This is a genomic window from Massilia sp. BGA-UO-ETr-WB1 (assembly GCF_059567845.1).
Genome location: NZ_JCAQOT010000026.1, coordinates 569,757 through 588,370 on the forward strand (window position 1 = coordinate 569,757; position 18,614 = coordinate 588,370).

Genomic DNA, 18,614 nt, shown 5'->3' on the forward strand with positions numbered 1-18,614 from the left:
GTCATTACACTGTCATAAACGGCCGATAAGATCACAGCCTCCAATCACTCCCAGGCTGAGACAAACCCATGAACCACCGCTTGATCATGAGCGCCGGACTGGCCCTGTGCGCCAGTCCCGCCTTCGCGCTGAATATCGTGCTGACCAACGACGACGGCCTCACCAGCAACCTGAAAGCCTTGTACGACGAACTGAAGGCTGCCGGTCATTCGGTCATCGTGTCGGTGCCCTGCTCCCCGCAAAGCGGCCGCAGTTCCGCCATCGTCATGTACAGCACCACCACCATCGTGCCGGACAACGACAAGACCCAGATCGAAGCCGAAAAAGGCTGCCACAACGGCGCCGCGCCGGTGGGTGCGCCCGCTGTGGGACCGTTCACCAAGAGCGGTTATACCGGCGGCGATTTCAACTACGTGCACGGCACCCCGGTGATGTCCCTGATGTACGGGCTCGACGTGCTGGCGCCCGCGCGCTGGAACAAGGCGCCTGACCTGGTGCTGTCCGGCCCCAACGAAGGCCAGAACGTGGGCAAGCTGGTGATCAACTCGGGCACCATCGGCAATGCGCAGTTCGCCGCCGGGCGCGGCATTCCAGCCATCGCGCTGAGCGCAGGCGCCAACAGCACCGACAACAACACGCTGGCCAGCCCGATTTCACGCACCGTCGCCCAGCTGACCACCAAGCTGCTGGCCGCGCTGCAAGCCAAGGCTGGCGGCGCCGCGCTGCTGCCTGCCGGCGTGGCGCTGAACGTGAATTTCCCCGATACGCCCGCCGCCAACACCAGCTGGGCCTTTACGCGCCAGGGCACGTACGACACCTACAATCTGAAGTTCAGCAGCGGCGCGCCGTGGGGTTTGTCCGGATCGGCGCCGGGCGCGCCAACCGCCGAGCAGGCCGAGGATGAAGCGCTGGTGTACAAGACCAAGGTTGCCGTCACCGCCATGCAGGTGGGCTACGAGCAGCGTCCCGCCGCCCAGCAGTGGCTGCGCCTGCGCCTGCGCGACCTGTTTGCCCAGTGAGCCGCGCCATGATGCCTTTCTTTTCTATCCGGACCCGCGCGGGCGCCATGCTCCCACTGCTGCCGCTGCTGCTCAGCGCCTGCAGCAGCGACAACACCGAACCCGCCGCACCGGCCGTCAAAGTAACCGAGCTGGCCGCAGGAACTTATGCCGTCAGCACCGGCGATGCCGCCAACCCGAGCGCAGGCAAGTACTACGCGGCGGCGGACGGCAGCCGCCTGCTGGTTCTCAACAATAGCGCGCAGCAGGCCACGGCGCTGTACCGCAAGGACGGCAGCAGCAGCTGGCAGTCCATGCCTGCCGCCACCAAGGACACATCGGTGGAACTGTTGAACAGCAGCGCCATCCCGTCGAGCGCCATCAACGCGGCGGCCATCGCCAGGAGTTACGCGGTGCGCCTGGCGGCGGGCGGCGTGGCGGCGTTTTCGGTGACGGCCGGCGGCGACATCGTGGCCGGCAGCAGCAGCTGCAAGCTGTCCGGCAAGCTGTCGGCCAGCACGTTGCCGCACGCGCTGAAGCTGTCGTTGACGGCTTCAGGTTGCGGCGACCTGCCGGCCCAGTCGGACGGCTTCCTGGTGGCCGATAGCGATTATTCGCCAGCGGGATTCCGCCTGCTCGCCGCCGGCGCCGCCGCGCCGCTGGACCTGTGGGCCTATCCCGAGTGAGCTGACCCGGCCTCGCGCAGCCACTCGGCGGCTGCCGAGAAGGCCGAGGCGACCGATTTCTCGGACGCCTCGCCGGGCGGCTCCATATTGGTCAAGCCGGTCAGGCCCATGGACACCACCTGCGCGCACAGCGCATCGATGCCGCGCGCCGCAGGCATATATTTTCCGAAGACTTTCACCAGGTTGTTGCCGCGCCGGCTGCGCATGCCCGCCGTGTAGGCCGCCAGCCCGGGCATGCGCGCCGCCGCGATGGCCATGGCAAAATTCGCGCGCGCCAGGTCGAGCTTCTGGCCGTCGCCTTCGGTGCGCAGGCGCTGCAGATCCGTCAGGCTGTCCGCATTCACCGCCGCCAGGATGTGCGCGGCGATAAATTCCAGCCCCGCCATCACCAGCTCGTGCTGGGTGGGAAAACGGTAGCTCAGCGTGGTGTGCGGCACGCCGATCTCGGCCGCGATGGCGCGATGCGTCAGGCCGCTCACGCCTTGCGCCGCCAGCCGCATGCCGCACGCGCGCGCGGCCAGCGCCGACCATGCGGGGGCGCGGCCCGCACCCGGCTTGGCCGCGAGGCCGTCCGCAGTGGCAGTGGGCTGGAGCTGGTCGAGCAGCACGCCGAACAGGGCGCCGTCCGCCGCATCCGGGACGGACGCAACGCCGCCGTCGAACAGGCGCTGCAGGCACAGGCGGCGCAGCATGCGGTAAGGCGAGAGCGCGTTCAGCACCACGCTGTAGGCCAGTTCGGCGGTGACGTAGCCATGCCACCATCCGCACGCCGCCAAGGCCGGCGCCAGCCCTGCCCGGTGCGCAAACTCGTCCCAGAAGGCGCGCTGCTGCGCGCGCCACGCGGCGAACGCGGGCTGCAGGGATTCGTCCCAGGTGCAGGCGTGCAGCAGTTCCAGGTGCAGCATCGAGACCGCGCGCTGCTGCGTGGCCTGCTCTTCCAGGATGGCTTCCGCCAGGCCGGCGGCCATGGCCGGCGGCAGGCTGCGCAAGGCTGCCAGCGTGGTGCGCCAGCGCTGCAGCAGCAGCGCGTCCTGCGCGCAGGCGGCGCCGCAGATGGCGGCGATGATGTCCGCGCGCGCGCCGTAATGCGTGGTGAGCACGGTCACCGACACACCCAGCATGTCAGCCAGCGGGCGTAGCGTCAGGCCGGCGAGACCCTCGCTGAGAACAATACGGCAGGCGGCGTCAAGCAATGCGTCGGCTGTCGGCGCTTTTCTGGATTTTCTTGCTGCGGCTTGCTCGATCAATCGGAACTCGTGGCAGGTGGACTGGGTCTAAGCTGACCATCACGCCGATTGTAGTTCAGATCAGCCCACGGCGGAAATAGGAGCGGGGCTGGGATACCGGCAGATCAATACATGATGTCTAGCGCACGGGCTCCAGCAGCGCATTGGCGCTGGCAAGGTCGTCCACGCTCAAGCGCCCCGCCGCCTGCTTGAGCAGCAGCAGCGCCACCACGTGGCGGTGGCGCGCCTGGATCAGCTGCAGCTGCGCCTGGCCCTGGGTCTGGATGGCGTTCAGCACATCGGTCAGGGTGCGCGTGCCGTGCTGCTGGCCGGCGCGGGTGGCGGCCAGCGCCCGCTCGGCTGCCAGCGCGGCGGCTTCGGCGGTGGCGATCTGGATCACGCTGCCCTGCGCGGCCTGCCACTGCGCCTCCACGTTGCGCACCAGCTCGCGGCGCGTCGCTTCCAGCTGCGCGGCCTCGGCGTCGCGGTTGTAGATGGCCTGCTTTTGCTGCGCCAAGGTGCCGCCGCCCGCGAACAAGGGCACGGTCAGCTGCAGGCCCACGGTGGTGTTGGTGCTCTGCGGACTGGCGGGCAAGCCGCCCAGCGGTGCGCGCTCGGTGGTGAGGGCCAGCCCCAGGGTGGGCAGATGCGCGGCGCGGGCCGCGTTGATGCGCTCTTGCGCGGCGGCCACGGCTGCGCTGCCGGCGCGCAGCAGCGGGTGGCCGGCCAGCGCCTCGGCCACCCAGGCGGCCGGGCTGGCCGGCTGCGGCGCGGCGGGGCGCAAGCCTTGCTGCAGGGGCCGCAGCGGCAGCGGCGGCTGGCCGGTGAGCTGCTGCACCGCCTGGCGCGCGTCGGCCACGGCTTCCCTGGCTTGCTGCGTGACGCCCTGGGCAATGCCGAAAAAGGCGCGCGCCTGGTCCACGTCCACCGGCGCCGACAGGCGCTCGGCCACGCGCACCTCGCTTTGCCGCACCAGCTCGGCAAACGCTGCTTCGTTGGCGGCATAGGTGGCGAGCTGGTGTTCCGCGGTGAGCAGCCCGAAATAGCGCACGGCCACCTCGGCCAGCAGTACCTGCTCGGCGGCGCGAAGGCTGGCCTCCTGCGCCGTGGCGCCGGCGCGCGCGGCCTGCCAGCTGGCGAGCGCGGCGAGGTTGAGCAGCGGCTGGGTGATCTGGCTGGTGGCGGTGCGGGTGGTGGCCCCGGATGCGCGCTGCGGCGTGGCGCTCAGGGTCCATTGCGGCAGCAGCGCGGCGCGCGCGCTGTCGGCGCCGGCGCCGGCCGCGCCGGCCTGCGCGGCGGCCCGCTGCAGCGCGGGGTTGCCGGCGCGGGCCTGGACGTACAGCGACAGCAGGTCGTCGCTGTCCTGGGCCGCCGCCGGCGCGCACACGGCCAGCAGGCCGGCCAGCAGACCGGCCTGCAACGCGGCACAGCGGCCGCGCCGGGCCCAGCGCATTACGCCGTGCATTCGCGCAGGCTGCCCACCACGGGAATCTCGCGCTGCACGTCGGTCACTTGCCCGTCCATCACGCGCACGATGCGCTGCGCGCGTTCGGCCAGTTGCATGTCGTGCGTAACCATGACGATGGTGGCGCCGCCCGCATGCAGCTGTTCCAGCAGGTCCATCACGCTGCGCGCCATCTGGCTGTCGAGGTTGCCGGTCGGTTCGTCGGCCAGCAGCAGCGGCGGTTCGCCTGCCAGCGCCCGGGCAATCGCGACGCGCTGCTGCTGGCCGCCCGAGAGCTGGCCCGGGTAGTGCCTGGCGCGCGCCGACAGCCCGACCCGGGCCAGCGCGGCCTGGGCCAGCGCGCGCCGCTCGGCGGCCTTGAAGCCCCGGTAGCCCAGCGGCACTTCGATGTTGTCGATGACGTTCAGGTCGGGGATCAGGTTGAAGGCCTGGAAGATGAAGCCGATCTTCTGGTTGCGCAGCCGGCTGCGCTGGCGGTCGCTCATCTGGCTCACGTCCGTGCCGTCCAGCACATAGCGGCCGCTGCTGGCCGCTTCCACCAGGCCGGCGATGCTCAGGAAGGTGCTCTTGCCGGCGCCCGACGGCCCCGTGACGGCGACGAACTCGCCCTTGGCGACGCCGAAGTTGAAGTCGCGCAGCGCGGCCGTCTCCACCGTTTCGGTGCGGTAGACCTTGGCAATGTGGTGCATCTGAAGCATGGCAGTTCCTTACTGGATTAATTGAACACGATCGGCGCTTTTGAACACGTCGCTGCCGGCGATGACGATCTCGTCGCCCGCCTTGAGCCCGTCCAGCACCTCCACTTGCGTGAGACTTTGCGCGCCCAGCCGGATCGGGCGCCGGACCGCGCTCTGGCCGCTGGCCACATAGGCCCAGCGCCCGCCGCCTTCCTCCACGAACGCGCCGCGCGCCACGCGCAGCACCCGCTCGCGGTGTTCGAGCAGCACCCGCACCGACAGGCGCTGGTTCTGGCGCAACGCGTCCGGCTGTGCGCCGTCAAAGCGCAGCCGGGCCGCCACCTCGCCGTTGACCACCTCGGGCGAGACGCTGCTGATGCGGCCGCGCCACTGCCGCCCGTTGCCGCCGATTTCGCCGGGCATGCCGGGCGCCAGCTCGCGCGCCTGGCTTTCGGCCACCTGCACCTGCACTTCCAGCTGGGTCAGGTCGATGACGGCCAGCAGCTTGGCGTCCTTGGCCACGGTGGAACGGTCGGCCACGAAGATCTGCCCCACCTGCCCGTCGACCGGCGCGCGCACCTCCAGCTCGGCTTCCTGGCGCTGCAGATCGCCCACCTGCAGCACGGCGCGCTCGTGGGCCTGGCGCCGCGCGGCCAGTTCGAAGCGCAGCGCGTCGTCCTTCAGCGTCAGCGCCTGCCTGGCCTGCTCATGCGCGATGCGCGCGCGGGCCACCGCGTCGCGTGCCTGGTCGACCGCCATGCCGGCCGCCGCGCCAGCCTCGAAGGCGCGGCCCTGGCGCAGCAGGTCGGTCTCGGCCGAGCGCAGCGCCAGCGCGGCGGTCTGCACCGCGGCCTCGGCGGCGGCGCGGGCCTGGCGCGCGTCGGCCTCGGCGCGCAGCCAATCGCTCTTGAGCGCGTCGGCCGCGCTGCGCGCCTGCGCCAGCCCGGCCAGCAGCTCCGGGCTGTTGATATGGGCCAGCACCTGGCCGGCCTTGACGGCGCTGCCCGGCTGCACGGCGAACGCCACGGTGCCGCCGGAGCCGGCGTACAAGGTGGGCGCAGAGGCGGCCACCACGCGGCCCTCGGCGGCCACGTCGCGCGTCAGCTCGCCCAGCGCCACGGTGGCGAAGGTGAGGCGCTCGCGGCTGTAGCTGGCGCCGCCGGCCAGCCCGTCGCTGGCGTGCCAGCCGGCCCAGGCCAGCAGCGCGGCGGCGGCCACGCCCGCCGCCAGCCACAGCGGTTTGCGTGGGCGGGGCGGCGGCAGCGCGGTATCCTGCACGGAAATTTCGGGAATCATGCTCACACCGCCTTGATCGCCAACATCGGCGGGACGTCCGCTGCGCGCAGCGCGGGCGCCAGCACGGCCACCTGGCCCAGCACCCACAGCATGGCGGCCCCGGCCGGCATGTACCACAGCGGCAGCGGCGGCAGCTCGTAGAACCGCATCAGTCCGACGTTCAGGCCGTAGGCCAGCAGCATGCCGAACAGGATGCCCAGCGACACGATCAGGAAATTCTCGATCTGGAAGTAGCGCAGGATGTCGCCCCGGGTCGCGCCCAGCGCACGCCGGATGCCGATCTGCTTGCGCCGCTGCGTGACCCAGAAACTGGCCAGGCCGACGATGCCCAGCGCCGTCGTGCCCAGCAGCGCAACGATGACGCCCATCAGCAATACCGCCATGACCAGCGAGCCCTGGAAGTAGCTGCTGCGCAGCTCGGCCAGGCTGCGGCTCTGCTCCGCGTCCAGCACGGCATCGGGCGCGGCCCGCAGCACCGCCTTGCGGGCGCCGTCCATGATGCGCGCCATGTCGGCCGGGCTGCCGCGCAGCAGGTAGGTGCCGGCATGCTGCGGCCCCGCCGCCGCCGGCACGAAGACGGCCCAGTCCGGGTCTTCGCTTTCGCCGCCGCCGGGCGCGGTCACGGACAGATGGTCGAGCACGCCGATCACCCGGAAGCTGGTGTCCAGCGTCCAGAACTGCTGTCCGAGCGGATTCTGGCCCGGCCACAGGTGCGCCGCCAGCTTGCGCGTGACCAGCACGGGCGGCGCGGCCGGCACCAGCTGGGTGACCGGGGTGTACTCGTCCGCCGACGGCGCCCGCCCCGCCACCAGGCGCAAGCCGAACGCGCCGATGGCGCCGGCGTCGCCGACGTAGAAATCGATCACGCCGCCGAAGCGCTTCTGCTCCTGGTCCAGCATGACGCCGGCGCGCACGCCGGACGCGCCGAACGGCACCATGTTCACCACGCTGACGGCCTGCACGCCGGCCACGCCGCGCAGCGCGTTCAGCACGCGGGCGTTGAGGTCGCCGGCCTGCTGCGGCTCGAAACCGGACAGGCGCAGCGTGCCCAGCGCGGCCTCGTCCACCCCGCTGTCCATCTGCATCGCCTGGAAGCGCTGCACGACGAGGAAGCAGGCGTTGCACAGCACCGCGCAGGCCAGCGCAATCTGCAGGGCGATCAGGAAAGTGGCCAGGCGGTGCTTGCGCAGCGCGGAAAGGATATAACGGGTCTGCATGGCGTCCTCTATAACTGTTTCAACTGCGCTGCGGGCTGGATCACGGAAGCGCGCAGGGCCGGCAGCGTGCCCGCCAGCAGGCTGACCGCCAGCGACAGCGCAAACGTCAGCAGGAACATCGGCACGTCCAGGTAGGCCACATCCACGTACGGTACCGGCTGGCGCCGCACCAAGTACAGGCCGAACAGGGTCAGCGCCAGCCCGCCGGCTCCGCCCAGCACGCCGATCAGCGCCGACTCGGCCATGCACTGCGCGAACACCGCGCCGCGCGTGGCGCCCAGCGCCCGGCGCAGCCCGGTTTCCGCGCCGTGCCGCAGGAACTTGGCCAGCAGCAGGCTCACCACGTTGGCCAGGCAGATGGCCAGGAATGCGAAGGCCAGCACGGCTTGCAATTTCACGTCGCTCGGCACCACGCGGTTGAAATCCAGCCACTGCATGAGTGGGCGCAGCCGGGTGTTGTCGGCGTGCTTGATGCGGCCCTGGCTCTGCTGCTGCGCGGCGTAGTTGCGCAGGAACTGGCCGTAAGCCGCCACCTTGGCGGCGCTGTCCAGCCGCACCCACAACGCCACCCACACGCACGGCGCATTCTGCAGCTGGCCGGGCTGGTCCGGCGTACCCCAGCAGGTGAACGCCTGGAAGTTGCCGGCATTGGCGTCCAGGCTGGTGGAGAACGGCAGGAACACGTCGTCGGGCTGGCCGTAGAAGCTGGCGGTGTCGCCGTTGGCGAAGCGGCCGCCGCGCACCTTGTAGAACAGCGGGGATGGCCGCCACGGCGCCAGCACGCCGACGATGCGCGCGTCCGTATTGCCCACGCGCAGGGTGCGGCCGACGCTGTCCTTGCCGCCGAACAGCTTGTCGTTCAGGCCGGACGAAATCACCACCACGCGCGCGCGCGCCGCGTCGTCGGCGCGGCTCCAGCCTTGCCCGTACCGCAGCGGCACGTCGAACAGCGGGAAGAAGTCGGCGGTGACGGAAGCCATCGGCAGCATCAGCGGCGGCAAGGCCGTGTCCGGTGCGCGCAGCTTGACCAGGCTGCCGGCCACCAGGGTCTGCCGGTCCGCCAGTTGCCCGGCCTGCCGTGCGCTCCACAGGTCCATCGCCGTGCGGTAGTCCAGCACGTCGAGCGGCTCGCGCCCCTTCGAACCGGGATTGACGTCGATCTGCGGATAATAGATGTGCTGGCTGCGCCCCGGCAAAGGGTCGCCGGACAGCAGGTGCATCACCGTCAGCGTGGTCATGCTGGCGCCGATGCCGACGGCGATGGCCAGTACCATCAGCGCGGTCAGCACCTTGTTGCGCCTCGTGTTGTGCAACGCTACCTTCAGATAATAACTCAGCATATTTCTGGCACACCTCATAACGACTGGTTAAGCGCGCGGCCGGCCGCGCATTCAATGGTTGACCGCCACCCGCTCCGCTTTGCAGGCAGCCGCGCCGCCAAGTATGTGGACCTGGTCGAACATGGACGCGTATTCCTCCGCGCCATGCATGATCATCACCAGCATCCGGCCGCGCGTGCGCCGCTCGATTTCCCGCATCGCCACCGCGCGGCTGGGCACGTCCAGGTTGGCCAACGGTTCGTCCAGCACGTACAGGTCCGCGTCATAGGACAGCGCCAGCGCCAGCGACAGCTTCTGCTGCTGCCCGGCCGACAGCTGGTCGGGACAGGCATCCAGGATCGCGGGGTCGTCAATGCCGAATGCGCCCAGCAGCTCGCGGCTGGCCGGCAGCTCGCCCGCCTTGACCGGCGGGAACTGCACCGGCAAGGTCACCGCGCTGATCCGGGCGGGCAATTCCAGCTGGCCTTCGGACGGCGCCAGGTAGCCGGCCAGGATGTTGGCCAGCGTGGTTTTGCCGGAGCCGTTCGGGCCGACGATGAGGGCGCGCTGCCCCGGCGCCACGCGCATGGAGAAAGCCGACAGCACCGGATCGGCGGCATAGCCGTACGCGATGGCAGTCGCGGCCACCGCATTGCCGGTCCGGTGATAGGGGTCGGCGGGCCGTTCCTGCATGAAGCCCACCAGGCGGTTGATGGTGGCGCTGTGGCTGTGCAGCTCGGCCCATTGGCGGAAGATCTCGATCAGCGTGGTGGCCGAGCGCCAGAAGGCATTCATGAAGGCGATGAAGGAGCCCAGCGTCATCTGGTTGCGAAACACCAGCCAGGCGCCCACGAAAATGGAGCAGGCGTCGGAGATCACCATGGTCAGGTCGCTGGCCCCTTGCAGCAGGCGGATCACGCGGAATTTCCGGTATCCGGAGTCGAGCACGTAGTCCATGCTGCTGGAGAAGGTGCCCAGCGTCTTGGGCCCCATCATGAAGCTGCGCACCATCTTGAAGGCGCTCACCGACCTGGTGAGGACGTCCACCAGCGCCGCCTCCTTGTCCCGCTCGATGATGGTCAGGCCGCGGATCTTCTTGCTCACCAGAATGCTCACCACCGTCGCGACCGGAATGATGACCGACAGGATCAGGAAGGCCTGCCAGGAGATGAAAATCAGCACCGAGACCAGCATGGCGAAGGTGACGATGCTGACCGCCATCTTGCGCACCAGGCTCAGCATCGGCACCAGGCCGTCCTTCACGTCGGAACGGATGCGCGCCACATAATAGCCGCTGCCTTCGCGCAGCACGTCGCGGTAGTTTTTGGCGAAATAGGCGCGCAGCATGTTGCCGCTGGCTTGCGCGACAATCTTGTTGTCCAGCCTGAGCTGCCACAGCGACACCAGGTAGTTCAGCATGTTAAGCGACAGGCCCAGCGTCAGGTAGCCGAGCGCCAGGTAGACGAAATGCCCGAAATCCTGGCGCAGCGACACCGCGTCGAAGATGGCCTTCATCAGCAAGGGATGCAGCAGCGCCTCGGTGCCCGCCACCGCGGCGGCGCACAGCATCACCGCCAGGTACCTGGCCCGGTACTCGCCCAGCAGCAGCAGGAAGCACTGCAGCGACGAGGGGGCGGAATGGACTTCTTTCAACTGCATGGGGTTCAGCCCGCCGACCCGGCCCGCAGCCCGCCGATCCCGTCGAGCGCGTCCAGGCAGAATTCGTCCGGCTGCAAGGTGGCCAGCCGGTGCAGCGTGCGCATGATGCCGGCGGTGCCGGTGGCGTAATCGCAGGAGATGCGGAACAGGTTCTCCCCCGGCGCCGCATAGCCGGCGCCGCTTTTGAACAGATACAGGTCCATGATCCCCTGCAGCGGCCGTTGCGCCATCTCCAGGTACTTCCCGTCCTGCGAATACAGGTGGGCGTCGATCAGCACGTCGACGAAGCCGGTCACGCCGTAGACCAGGCCTGGATAGCCGGAATACTTGCGGTGCGTGTCGGCCAGCAGGCCGTCCAGCCGGCCCCACAGCCCGTAGCGAATGGCGACCTTGGCAATGCCGGCGCTGCCCTGCTCGATGTAGGGTTCGTAGGTATGCGTTTCCTCGGGGGAGCAGCCGAAGGTGACGACGCCGGGTTCGATTTCGTGGCCGAACGACAGGTCGTACTCCAGCGCCTGCATGCCCAGCTCGCGCCACTTCGGCGCCTTGAGCACCTGCGACAGGCGCAGGAAGAACAGCGCGACGCCGCTCTGGCCGTAGCCGTAGCCGATCCGGATGCCCTCCTCGTCCTGCCAGTGCAGGCCCCGTTCGCTCGGCAGCGCCGTGGCGGCCAGCGCCTCGGCCAGCGTGGCGGCCGCGTCCAGGTAGCGCGGCTCGCCGAGCGCGCGGTAGGCGGCCAGGTTCGCCATGCCGATGCCGGCCATGCCGTAGTACAGCGAATGGTGGGCGCGCGCCAGCGGGCTGCCGTTGGCGTAGTCCATGAAGCGCCGTCCCGACTCCAGGTCGCCGGACTCCAGCAACGCCCAGGCCATGCCTGCCGCGCCGACCAGGAAACCGGGCGCCAAGTCGGCCGGCTTCAGGGCCGCTATCTCCCTGTGGTAGCGCTCCAGCGCCGGCGGCGGCAGGTCGAAGCCGCACTTCCGCAACGAGTGGACGATGCCGGACGAACCGAAGCCGAAGCCGGCCGGATTGGAGTGGCCGCCGAACGGATCGATCGGGAACAGCGCATGCAGCTCGCCCAGGCGGTAGTTGTCGGTGATGAAGCGCGCCAGCCCGGCGCAGGCGTCCTGCGGCGTCGGCGCGAACGCAGACGGACCGGCCAGCGGCGCTTCGATGGCGGCCGGGCCATCCAGCAGCGCCACGGCTTCACTGCAACCAATGGCGTTGCTGGTGAGCTGCTGGATGACATGCTGCACCGGCGTGTTCGACCATCCCATGTCGGCCACCAGTACCGGCAGCACCTTGGCAAACAGATCGGCGCGGATAAACGCCATGGCGGCAATCGGGAACATGCTGTACAACATGATGGCGCCGATCGCGTAGATGTCGTCCTGCAGATTGCTGGCCTTCTTGCGACCCTTGACCTCGGCGCGGAAGCCCGGCGTGTAGATGTCCTGCGCATCCCCCAGCGCAGGCTGGAAGGCGCCTTCGAGGTCGATGATGCGGACCGTCATGGTGGACTTTTCGACCAGGATGTTCATCGGCGACAGGTCGCCTATCACCACGCCCTTCGCGTGGATCTGGTCGATCGCCGTCAGCACGCTGGTGAACATGCGCTTGTAAGTCTGGTAGAACGCTTCGCTGTCGGCCCGGCTCGGATTGACGCGCAGCAGGGGCGTGTGCAGCACCATCACTTCGCGCATGTCGATCGCGTCCAGGTGCTCCTCGACCAGGTAGAAATTCTCCCAGTCCCAGAACGAGGTGTACACCTCGGGCGCGATATTCAGGCCGCTGAGGATGCGCAGTATCTTCGCTTCCTGGGCCAGGCGCGTAGTGGCGTCCTTGCCGTCCGCGCCCAGTTCCACGTAGGGCCGGGCTTCCTTGACGACCACGTCCTTGCCGGTCACGGTGTCGGTCGCGAGATAGACGCCGCCGGTATTGGAAAACCCGAGCGCGCTCTTGACCACCAGGCGCCCCTCGTTGAGGGTCATTTCACCCTGGTCGGCCTCATCAGGGGGAAACGGGTCCGTTACCCACGGCGGCGTCTCGAAATAGGGATTTCTGCGGTCGACCACTTCCTCGCCGCCGGGCGAGGTCAGCACCTGCTGCTTCTGGCCCATGTAGCCCAGCCGGTTGACGGCGATGAAGCCGCCGTAGCGGTAGTAGAGGCAGCGGCAATCCTTGTAGCGGCGGTCGGACAGGATGTAGGAGCCGGCATCGTCCTTCAGGATCGCGTAGGCGCTCTCGATGAATGCGTGGAATTTTTCATCCGTGGGCGGATACAGGGTAATGAACTTGCCGGACCCGCCGCGGGTCCAGCGTTTCGACGTCATCAGCTTGAGCGTGTTGGCGTCGTTGGCAAACTTGAACTGGATGTTGTGCTCCAAAGCGAGGGCGGCGACTTTCACCAGGATATCGCGGCAATTGGCTTCGGCGGCGGAAACATGGATCTTCCAGCCCTGCGTCGGCAGCTTGCCCGCCGCGTCGCCGGCAGGCGGCAGGACGTGGGTCCAGACATCGGCCCGCAGCGTTCCCCACGACCGTGCTTCCAGCATCGGCTTGACCAGGGAGATCAGCTCATCCGAGGGCCGGTAATGCGGGTAATTCGGCTCATAAAATCGCTCGTCAGCACCCAGGAAGAATACCTTGTCGATATGGCGGGCTTCCCTGAATGATCTGGTCTGACGCTGCATGTGCCGCTCCCCTTCGAATAATTGACTATTAATTTGTAACGTGATTATCGGTGACTATTAAAGCGGGAAAATAAAATATGAAGCTTATGCATTTTTATGAAGAGCAATGGGCTAGCACCATTGCCCCCAGTACTACAACGGACGTTTATTCCAGAGCGGAACCGTTGCAGCAATGGCTGGACGAGCTGCCGGTGCTGCTACCGAATACGGAGTTGCCATGGTCCAGCGCCAGACGTTGCAGATTGAGGATACGAGTCATCTTATGCTCCATAGTTTAACAATACAGCAATCAAAAAACGGCCATTCAACGCGTCGTTTAATGGCCGAACTATTACCGCAATAGGAAGCCCCTCGAAAATACATATTCGAACGAAGTCCCAGCACGGTTTTTCCCTGGCAGTAAGAAAGCGTTTATCCGACTACACTATTACTAGCTTCACCAGATTGGCGTTTCATTAACTTTGCCAAGAGACGCTACTATTTCCTATTTCTCTTTCAATGTCAATATTTTTAATAATCATATTACATTGTGTTTGTTTATCCACAGTGGACAATTAATACCATTATGAAAGCCGCAGCGCACACCGCAATTAAACCGCCGATTAATTTTCAGCGCGCAACGCCGTGGAGCGCCGGTGCACCAATGGCGGCGGCGCCTGGCCGCGGCACCGCCGTTTCCGCCCATGGGATCGATGTTAAATTAGAACTATCTATCGATTTAATAGAAATAATTAAATTTAACTATTACCGGCCGGACGGTACATTGGGCTCCTGTCAGCACAACCAAGGAGACCCAACATGACACGCCTTACCCGACCCGCGGCAGCCCTGCTCATTTTCCTGGGCGTGGCCGCCGCCAGCAGCCAGGCCACCACCGACCTCACCCGTGACAACGGCGCGCCGGTGGGCGACAACCAGAATTCGCAAACCGCCGGCCCGAACGGCCCGGTGCTGCTGCAGGACATCCACCTGATCCAGAAACTGCAGCGTTTCGACCGCGAGCGCGTGCCGGAACGCGTGGTGCACGCGCGCGGCACCGGCGCGCACGGCGTGTTCGTCGCCAGCAAGGACATCTCCGCGCTGACGCGCGCCGCCGTCTTCACGCCGGGCGAGGCAACCCCGGTGTTCGTGCGCTTTTCCAGCGTGGTGCACGGCAACCACTCGCCGGAAACCCTGCGCGACCCGCGCGGCTTCGGCACCAAGTTCTACACCCGCGAAGGCAACTGGGACCTGGTGGGCAACAACCTGCCGGTGTTCTTCATCCGCGACGCGATGAAGTTCCCGGACATGGTGCACGCCTTCAAGCCTGCGCCCGACAGCAATATCCAGGACCCGAAACGCGTGTTCGACTTCTTCTCGAACCAGCCCGAAGGCACCCACATGCTGACCCGCGTGTACTCCGATTTCGGCACCCCGGCCAGCTACCGCGAAATGGACGGCAACAGCGTGCACGCCTATAAATTCGTCAACGCCGCCGGCCAGGTCAACTACGTGAAGTTCCACTGGAAAAGCCTGCAGGGCGAGCGCAACCTGAGCGCGAAGGAGGCCGAAGCCGTGCAGGGCAAGGACTTCAACCACATGACGCGCGACCTGGTCGAGGCCATCGGCAAGGGCAACTTCCCGAAATGGGATTTGTACGTGCAGGTGATGGCGCCGGCGCAGCTGGCCACGCTGGACTACGACCCGCTGGACCCGACCAAGGTGTGGAACGGCGTACCGGAAACCAGGGTCGGCACCATGACGCTGAACCGCAATCCGGACAATGTGTTCCTTGAAACCGAGCAGTCGGCGCTGGCGCCGTCCAACCTGGTGCCGGGCATCGAACCGTCGGAAGACCGCCTGCTGCAGGGGCGCCTGTTCTCCTACGCCGACACCCAATTGCACCGCATCGGCGCCAACGGCCTGCAATTGCCGGTCAACCGGCCGCGCGCGGCGCCGGTCAACTACAACCAGGACGGCGCCCAGAACCCCGGCGCGCGCCAGGGCGGCGTGAACTACCAGCCCAGCAACCAGGCGCCGGTGGCCGACAACGCCGGCCACAAGTACAGCCAGCTGCCGCTGTCCGGCTCCACCCAGCAGCAAGGCATCGCCCGCACCCGCAACTTCGCGCAGGCCGGCGAGTTTTACCGCGCGCTGAGCAAGCAGCAGCAGGCCAACCTGGTGGGCAACCTGGCCGGCGACCTGGGCCAGGTGACCGACGACAAGGTGAGGTACACCATGCTGTCCTACTTCCACAAGGCCGACGCCGGCTACGGCAAGGCGCTGGCGCAAGCCCTGAAGGCCGACAGCGCCCGCGTCGCGGCCCTGGCCGCCGCGCTGCGCGACTAAGGCGCGGTGCGCACCGTGAACGCCATCGGCGCTGGCCGCCCGGCCGGCGCCGTGCGGTTGCTGTGTCCGCAAGCGCTGGAAGGCGGCCGAGCCGGGCAGGTGTCGCATCCGCTGGGGGCGGCGCCGCGCACGCTGCTGGCCAGCAGCGCCTTTCTTGACCGGCACGGGCTGGTCCGGCACTTCCCGGCGGGTGCGGAAGACGGGAAGCGCGACCGCTCCTGCGCCGTCGCGCCATGAGCGCCGGCGCCGGCCACAGGCAAGATCAGGTCAGGCTGCGGCGGAAATAGGAACGCGGCTTGGCTACCGGCAGATCGGCCACGTCCAGCGTGGGCGCCAGGCCCAGCTGGTCGGACGCGCGCACCTTGCCCTCGGGGCCGAGCACGCGGCTGATGACGCCCTGGTTGATGCCGATCCGCTTCAGAAACTCTTCAGCCGCCGGCGTGCCGACGTCGCGCTGCACCTCCAGCGCCTGCCGCACTACGTATTCCAGCGAATGCCATCCGGCTGTGTCGGAAGTGCCCGGGGATTGCTCGCGACGGTCGTATTCTGGATTCATGGCAGGCCTCGACTTAGTACTCTCGGAAAGGATCCATAGTACTGCATCCCGGCGCAACACCGAGGTGCGCTGGCGCACCAACACTAAACGGAACATGCTGGCGGTTCGATAGTCACTGCCTCGGGCGCCATACCATTATCGATATCATTTTTTTGAAAAACGCTATTGGCTTAATCCTCCTGGTCAGCACGCCCACCGGTCGCGCCATCCGCAAGACGCAGGCGCACGTGAAGGACCACCCGGCCGTGATCGGCTACCAGGTCGACCCATTTCGCGGCCGCCGCCGCGCTGGACGTGGCCGGGGCAGGCGCTACTACCTGAACTACTCCGCCAGCCCAGCCGAGATCACCTACACGAGGAAGGACGGCATATCGCTGCTGGCCCCGGCCCGGACCCCGACGCGCCAGGGCGACACGCTCAGGCTGGAGCCGCGGGCGTGGCCATCGTCGAGGAGCAGCGACGCCGCAACACGGCCGGCATCACGCCCCCCCGGCCGCCAGCACGGCGACGAACTCGCCCAGCGGCATGGGCTTGCCGAACCAATAGCCCTGCGCCAGCCGGCAGCCGTGCGCCAGCAGGTATTCGGCCTGCGCCGCCGTCTCCACGCCTTCGGCCACCGATTCCAGGCCCAGCGCAACGGCGATCGACAGCATGGCTTTCACCAGTTCGCATTTGCTGCGCTGTTCTGGAATGCCGCTGACGAAGGAACGGTCCAGCTTGATCTGGCGGACCGGGAAGCGGTTCAGATAGCTCAGCGCCGAGTAGCCGGTGCCGAAGTCGTCGAGCGAAATCGACAAGCCCATCGCGTGCAGCGCGTCCAGCATGGTGATCACCTCCACGCTGTCTTCCAGCAGCAGGCTCTCGGTGATCTCCAGTTCCAGCCACTCGGTCCGGCAGCCGGTTTCGGCCAGGATGGCGCGCACGCTGCCCACCAGGTCGTTGCGCAGGAACTGGCGCGCGGACAGGTTGACGGCCAGCTTGACCGCCGTGGCGCGGCCGCGGTTCCAGGCCGCGGCGGCCGTGCATGCGCTGCGCAGCGCCCATTCGCCGATGCTTACCATCAGGTCGGATTCCTCGGCCACCGGAATGAAGCGGTCCGGCGCCACCATGCCGTGCCCGGGCCGGTTCCAGCGCAGCAGGGCCTCGGCGCCGGTCACGCGGCCGCTGCGCAGATCGATCTGCGGCTGGTAGTACAGCGCCAGCTCGCCGCGCCGGCCCGCCACGCGCAGCGCCGACTCGATCTCCATCCGCTCCAGCGAGCGCCTGGACAGCTCGCCGTTGTAGTGCTGGTAGTTGTTGCGGCCCATCTTCTTGGCGTGGTACATGGCCGAATCGGCGTACTGGTACAGCGCGTCGATCTCGGCGCTGTCGTCCGGGTACACCGCGATGCCGATGCTGCCGGTGACGAACAGCTCGCGGCCGCCGATCACGAACGGCTCGGCCAATTGCGCCAGGATCCTGGCGGCGATGAGGCCCAGGTCGCCGCGTTCGCGCAGCTCGGGCAGCAGGATCGCGAACTCGTCGCCGCCCAGGCGCGCCACCGTGTCGCGCGCCCACACGCAGGCCGACATGCGGGCCGCCGCCTCGCACAGCAGCAGGTCGCCCACGCTGTGGCCCAGCGTGTCGTTGACATCCTTGAAGCGGTCAAGGTCGAGGAACATCAGGCCGAACTGGCGCCCATCGCCGCCGGCGCTGGCGATGGCGCGGGCGATGCACTCGGCCAGCTGCAGGCGGTTCGGCAGGCCGGTCAGGCTGTCGAACTGGGCCTGCTGGCGCACCTTCCTGCGGTATTGGTCGATCTCGGTGATGTCGCGCCCGACCGCCAGCACATGCGACACCGCGCCGGCGCTGTCGAACTCCGGCGTCACGCGCACTTGCGAGCACAGCTCGGCGTCGCCGCTGCGCCAGCGCAGCTCGAAGTTGCGCTCCTGGCCGCACGCCAGCACCTGGCGCAGCATCTCCGTGTATTCCCGCGCCGAGGCGCCGCCCGGCAGTTCCTCCGGCGTGCTGCCGAGCACGCGCGCCATATCGCCGCCCAGCGCAGCCGCCAGGCGCGGATTGGCGTACACCCGGCGGCACGCGCTGTCGTAGCGGGCAATGGTGTCGGGCGAGTTTTCCACCAGCGTGCGGAACACATGCTCGCGCCGGTTCAGCAAGCCATGCGCTTCCTGGAGCGCCGCCGCGCGCAGCTGCGCCTGGCCGTTCTGGTAGATGGCGATTTGATTGCGCAGGCGCTGGTTGGCGTCCAGCAGTTCGGCGGTGCGCTGAGCCACCAGCTGCTCCAGCTGCGCAGGTTGCTCCGGTTGCTCCGGCTGCTCCTGCTTGTCTTCCCTCGCTTCAGCCGACGCTTGCTGCAAATTCTGAGTCTTCATAAATGGGCTTGAAACGGTGACCTGCTTTGTGACGCTTAGGAGTTTCCGAATGTTAATTGTTGTGTATATAAATGTAAATCAGAAATGCCCTAGTCTGGCATAGGGAAATCCTGACGCCGACG

The 18,614-nt window shown here is 67.6% G+C and carries 16 protein-coding genes; 5 read left to right on the forward strand and 11 right to left on the reverse strand.

What is annotated here, in order from left to right:
* Positions 1-68: 68 nt before the first annotated feature.
* Both surE and AC56DV_RS24940 read left to right on the forward strand, forming a co-directional pair.
* Positions 69-1,019, forward strand: a complete 951-nt coding sequence (gene surE, locus AC56DV_RS24935; RefSeq protein ID WP_496316900.1) for a 5'/3'-nucleotidase SurE — start codon at positions 69-71, stop codon at positions 1,017-1,019.
* 47 nt (positions 1,020-1,066) lie between these two features.
* Positions 1,067-1,684 (forward strand): hypothetical protein, encoded by a 618-nt coding sequence (locus AC56DV_RS24940; RefSeq protein ID WP_496316901.1) that lies wholly within the window; start codon positions 1,067-1,069, stop codon positions 1,682-1,684.
* Here AC56DV_RS24940 and AC56DV_RS24945 read toward each other — a convergent pair.
* The 9 genes from AC56DV_RS24945 to AC56DV_RS24985 form a co-directional block, all read right to left on the reverse strand.
* Positions 1,672-2,877: a TetR/AcrR family transcriptional regulator gene (locus tag AC56DV_RS24945; protein WP_496316902.1), complete on the reverse strand. Its 1,206-nt coding sequence runs from the start codon at positions 2,875-2,877 to the stop codon at positions 1,672-1,674. The genes AC56DV_RS24940 and AC56DV_RS24945 overlap by 13 nt on opposite strands.
* 172 nt (positions 2,878-3,049) lie before the next feature.
* Positions 3,050-4,375: a TolC family outer membrane protein gene (locus AC56DV_RS24950; protein ID WP_496316903.1), complete on the reverse strand. Its 1,326-nt coding sequence runs from the start codon at positions 4,373-4,375 to the stop codon at positions 3,050-3,052.
* A complete protein-coding gene (locus AC56DV_RS24955; protein ID WP_496316904.1) occupies positions 4,363-5,073 on the reverse strand; it encodes an ABC transporter ATP-binding protein in 711 nt (236 codons plus the stop codon). The genes AC56DV_RS24950 and AC56DV_RS24955 overlap by 13 nt, the downstream gene beginning before the upstream one ends.
* A 9-nt stretch (positions 5,074-5,082) precedes the next feature.
* On the reverse strand, positions 5,083-6,348 hold the full coding sequence (locus tag AC56DV_RS24960) for an efflux RND transporter periplasmic adaptor subunit (RefSeq protein ID WP_496316905.1): 1,266 nt from the start codon (positions 6,346-6,348) through the stop codon (positions 5,083-5,085).
* 2 nt (positions 6,349-6,350) lie between these two features.
* Positions 6,351-7,565 carry an ABC transporter permease gene (locus AC56DV_RS24965; protein WP_496316906.1) on the reverse strand — a complete coding sequence of 405 codons (1,215 nt, stop codon included), beginning with the start codon at positions 7,563-7,565 and terminating at the stop codon, positions 6,351-6,353.
* A gap of 8 nt (positions 7,566-7,573) precedes the next feature.
* Complete coding sequence (locus AC56DV_RS24970; RefSeq protein WP_496316907.1) at positions 7,574-8,878, reverse strand: ABC transporter permease; 1,305 nt, start codon at positions 8,876-8,878, stop codon at positions 7,574-7,576.
* A gap of 78 nt (positions 8,879-8,956) precedes the next feature.
* Positions 8,957-10,543: an ABC transporter transmembrane domain-containing protein gene (locus tag AC56DV_RS24975; protein WP_496316908.1), complete on the reverse strand. Its 1,587-nt coding sequence runs from the start codon at positions 10,541-10,543 to the stop codon at positions 8,957-8,959.
* A gap of 5 nt (positions 10,544-10,548) precedes the next feature.
* Entirely contained in the window at positions 10,549-13,236 is a 2,688-nt protein-coding gene (gene lanKC / locus AC56DV_RS24980; RefSeq protein WP_496316909.1) for a class III lanthionine synthetase LanKC, read from the reverse strand.
* 145 nt (positions 13,237-13,381) lie between these two features.
* A complete protein-coding gene (locus AC56DV_RS24985) occupies positions 13,382-13,495 on the reverse strand; it encodes a class III lanthipeptide (protein ID WP_496316910.1) in 114 nt (37 codons plus the stop codon).
* Between the two features lie 306 nt (positions 13,496-13,801).
* Between AC56DV_RS24985 and AC56DV_RS24990 the strand changes: the two genes are divergently transcribed.
* Genes AC56DV_RS24990 through AC56DV_RS25000 form a run of 3 tightly spaced genes read left to right on the forward strand, consistent with a single transcriptional unit; the run spans position 13,802 to position 15,801 of the window.
* Positions 13,802-14,038, forward strand: coding sequence for a hypothetical protein (locus AC56DV_RS24990; protein WP_496316911.1), 237 nt, complete (start codon positions 13,802-13,804; stop codon positions 14,036-14,038).
* Complete coding sequence (locus tag AC56DV_RS24995; protein WP_496316912.1) at positions 14,035-15,564, forward strand: catalase; 1,530 nt, start codon at positions 14,035-14,037, stop codon at positions 15,562-15,564. Before AC56DV_RS24990 ends, AC56DV_RS24995 begins: the two co-directional genes overlap by 4 nt.
* A gap of 15 nt (positions 15,565-15,579) precedes the next feature.
* On the forward strand, positions 15,580-15,801 hold the full coding sequence (locus tag AC56DV_RS25000) for a hypothetical protein (RefSeq protein ID WP_496316913.1): 222 nt from the start codon (positions 15,580-15,582) through the stop codon (positions 15,799-15,801).
* A 25-nt stretch (positions 15,802-15,826) separates the two neighbouring features.
* On the opposite strand, the gene AC56DV_RS25005 is transcribed toward AC56DV_RS25000, so the two are convergent.
* Together AC56DV_RS25005 and AC56DV_RS25010 are read right to left on the reverse strand one after the other, a co-directional pair.
* Positions 15,827-16,120 (reverse strand): hypothetical protein, encoded by a 294-nt coding sequence (locus AC56DV_RS25005; protein WP_496316914.1) that lies wholly within the window; start codon positions 16,118-16,120, stop codon positions 15,827-15,829.
* 479 nt (positions 16,121-16,599) lie between these two features.
* Entirely contained in the window at positions 16,600-18,492 is a 1,893-nt protein-coding gene (locus tag AC56DV_RS25010) for a putative bifunctional diguanylate cyclase/phosphodiesterase (RefSeq protein ID WP_496316915.1), read from the reverse strand.
* Positions 18,493-18,614 lie beyond the last annotated feature (122 nt).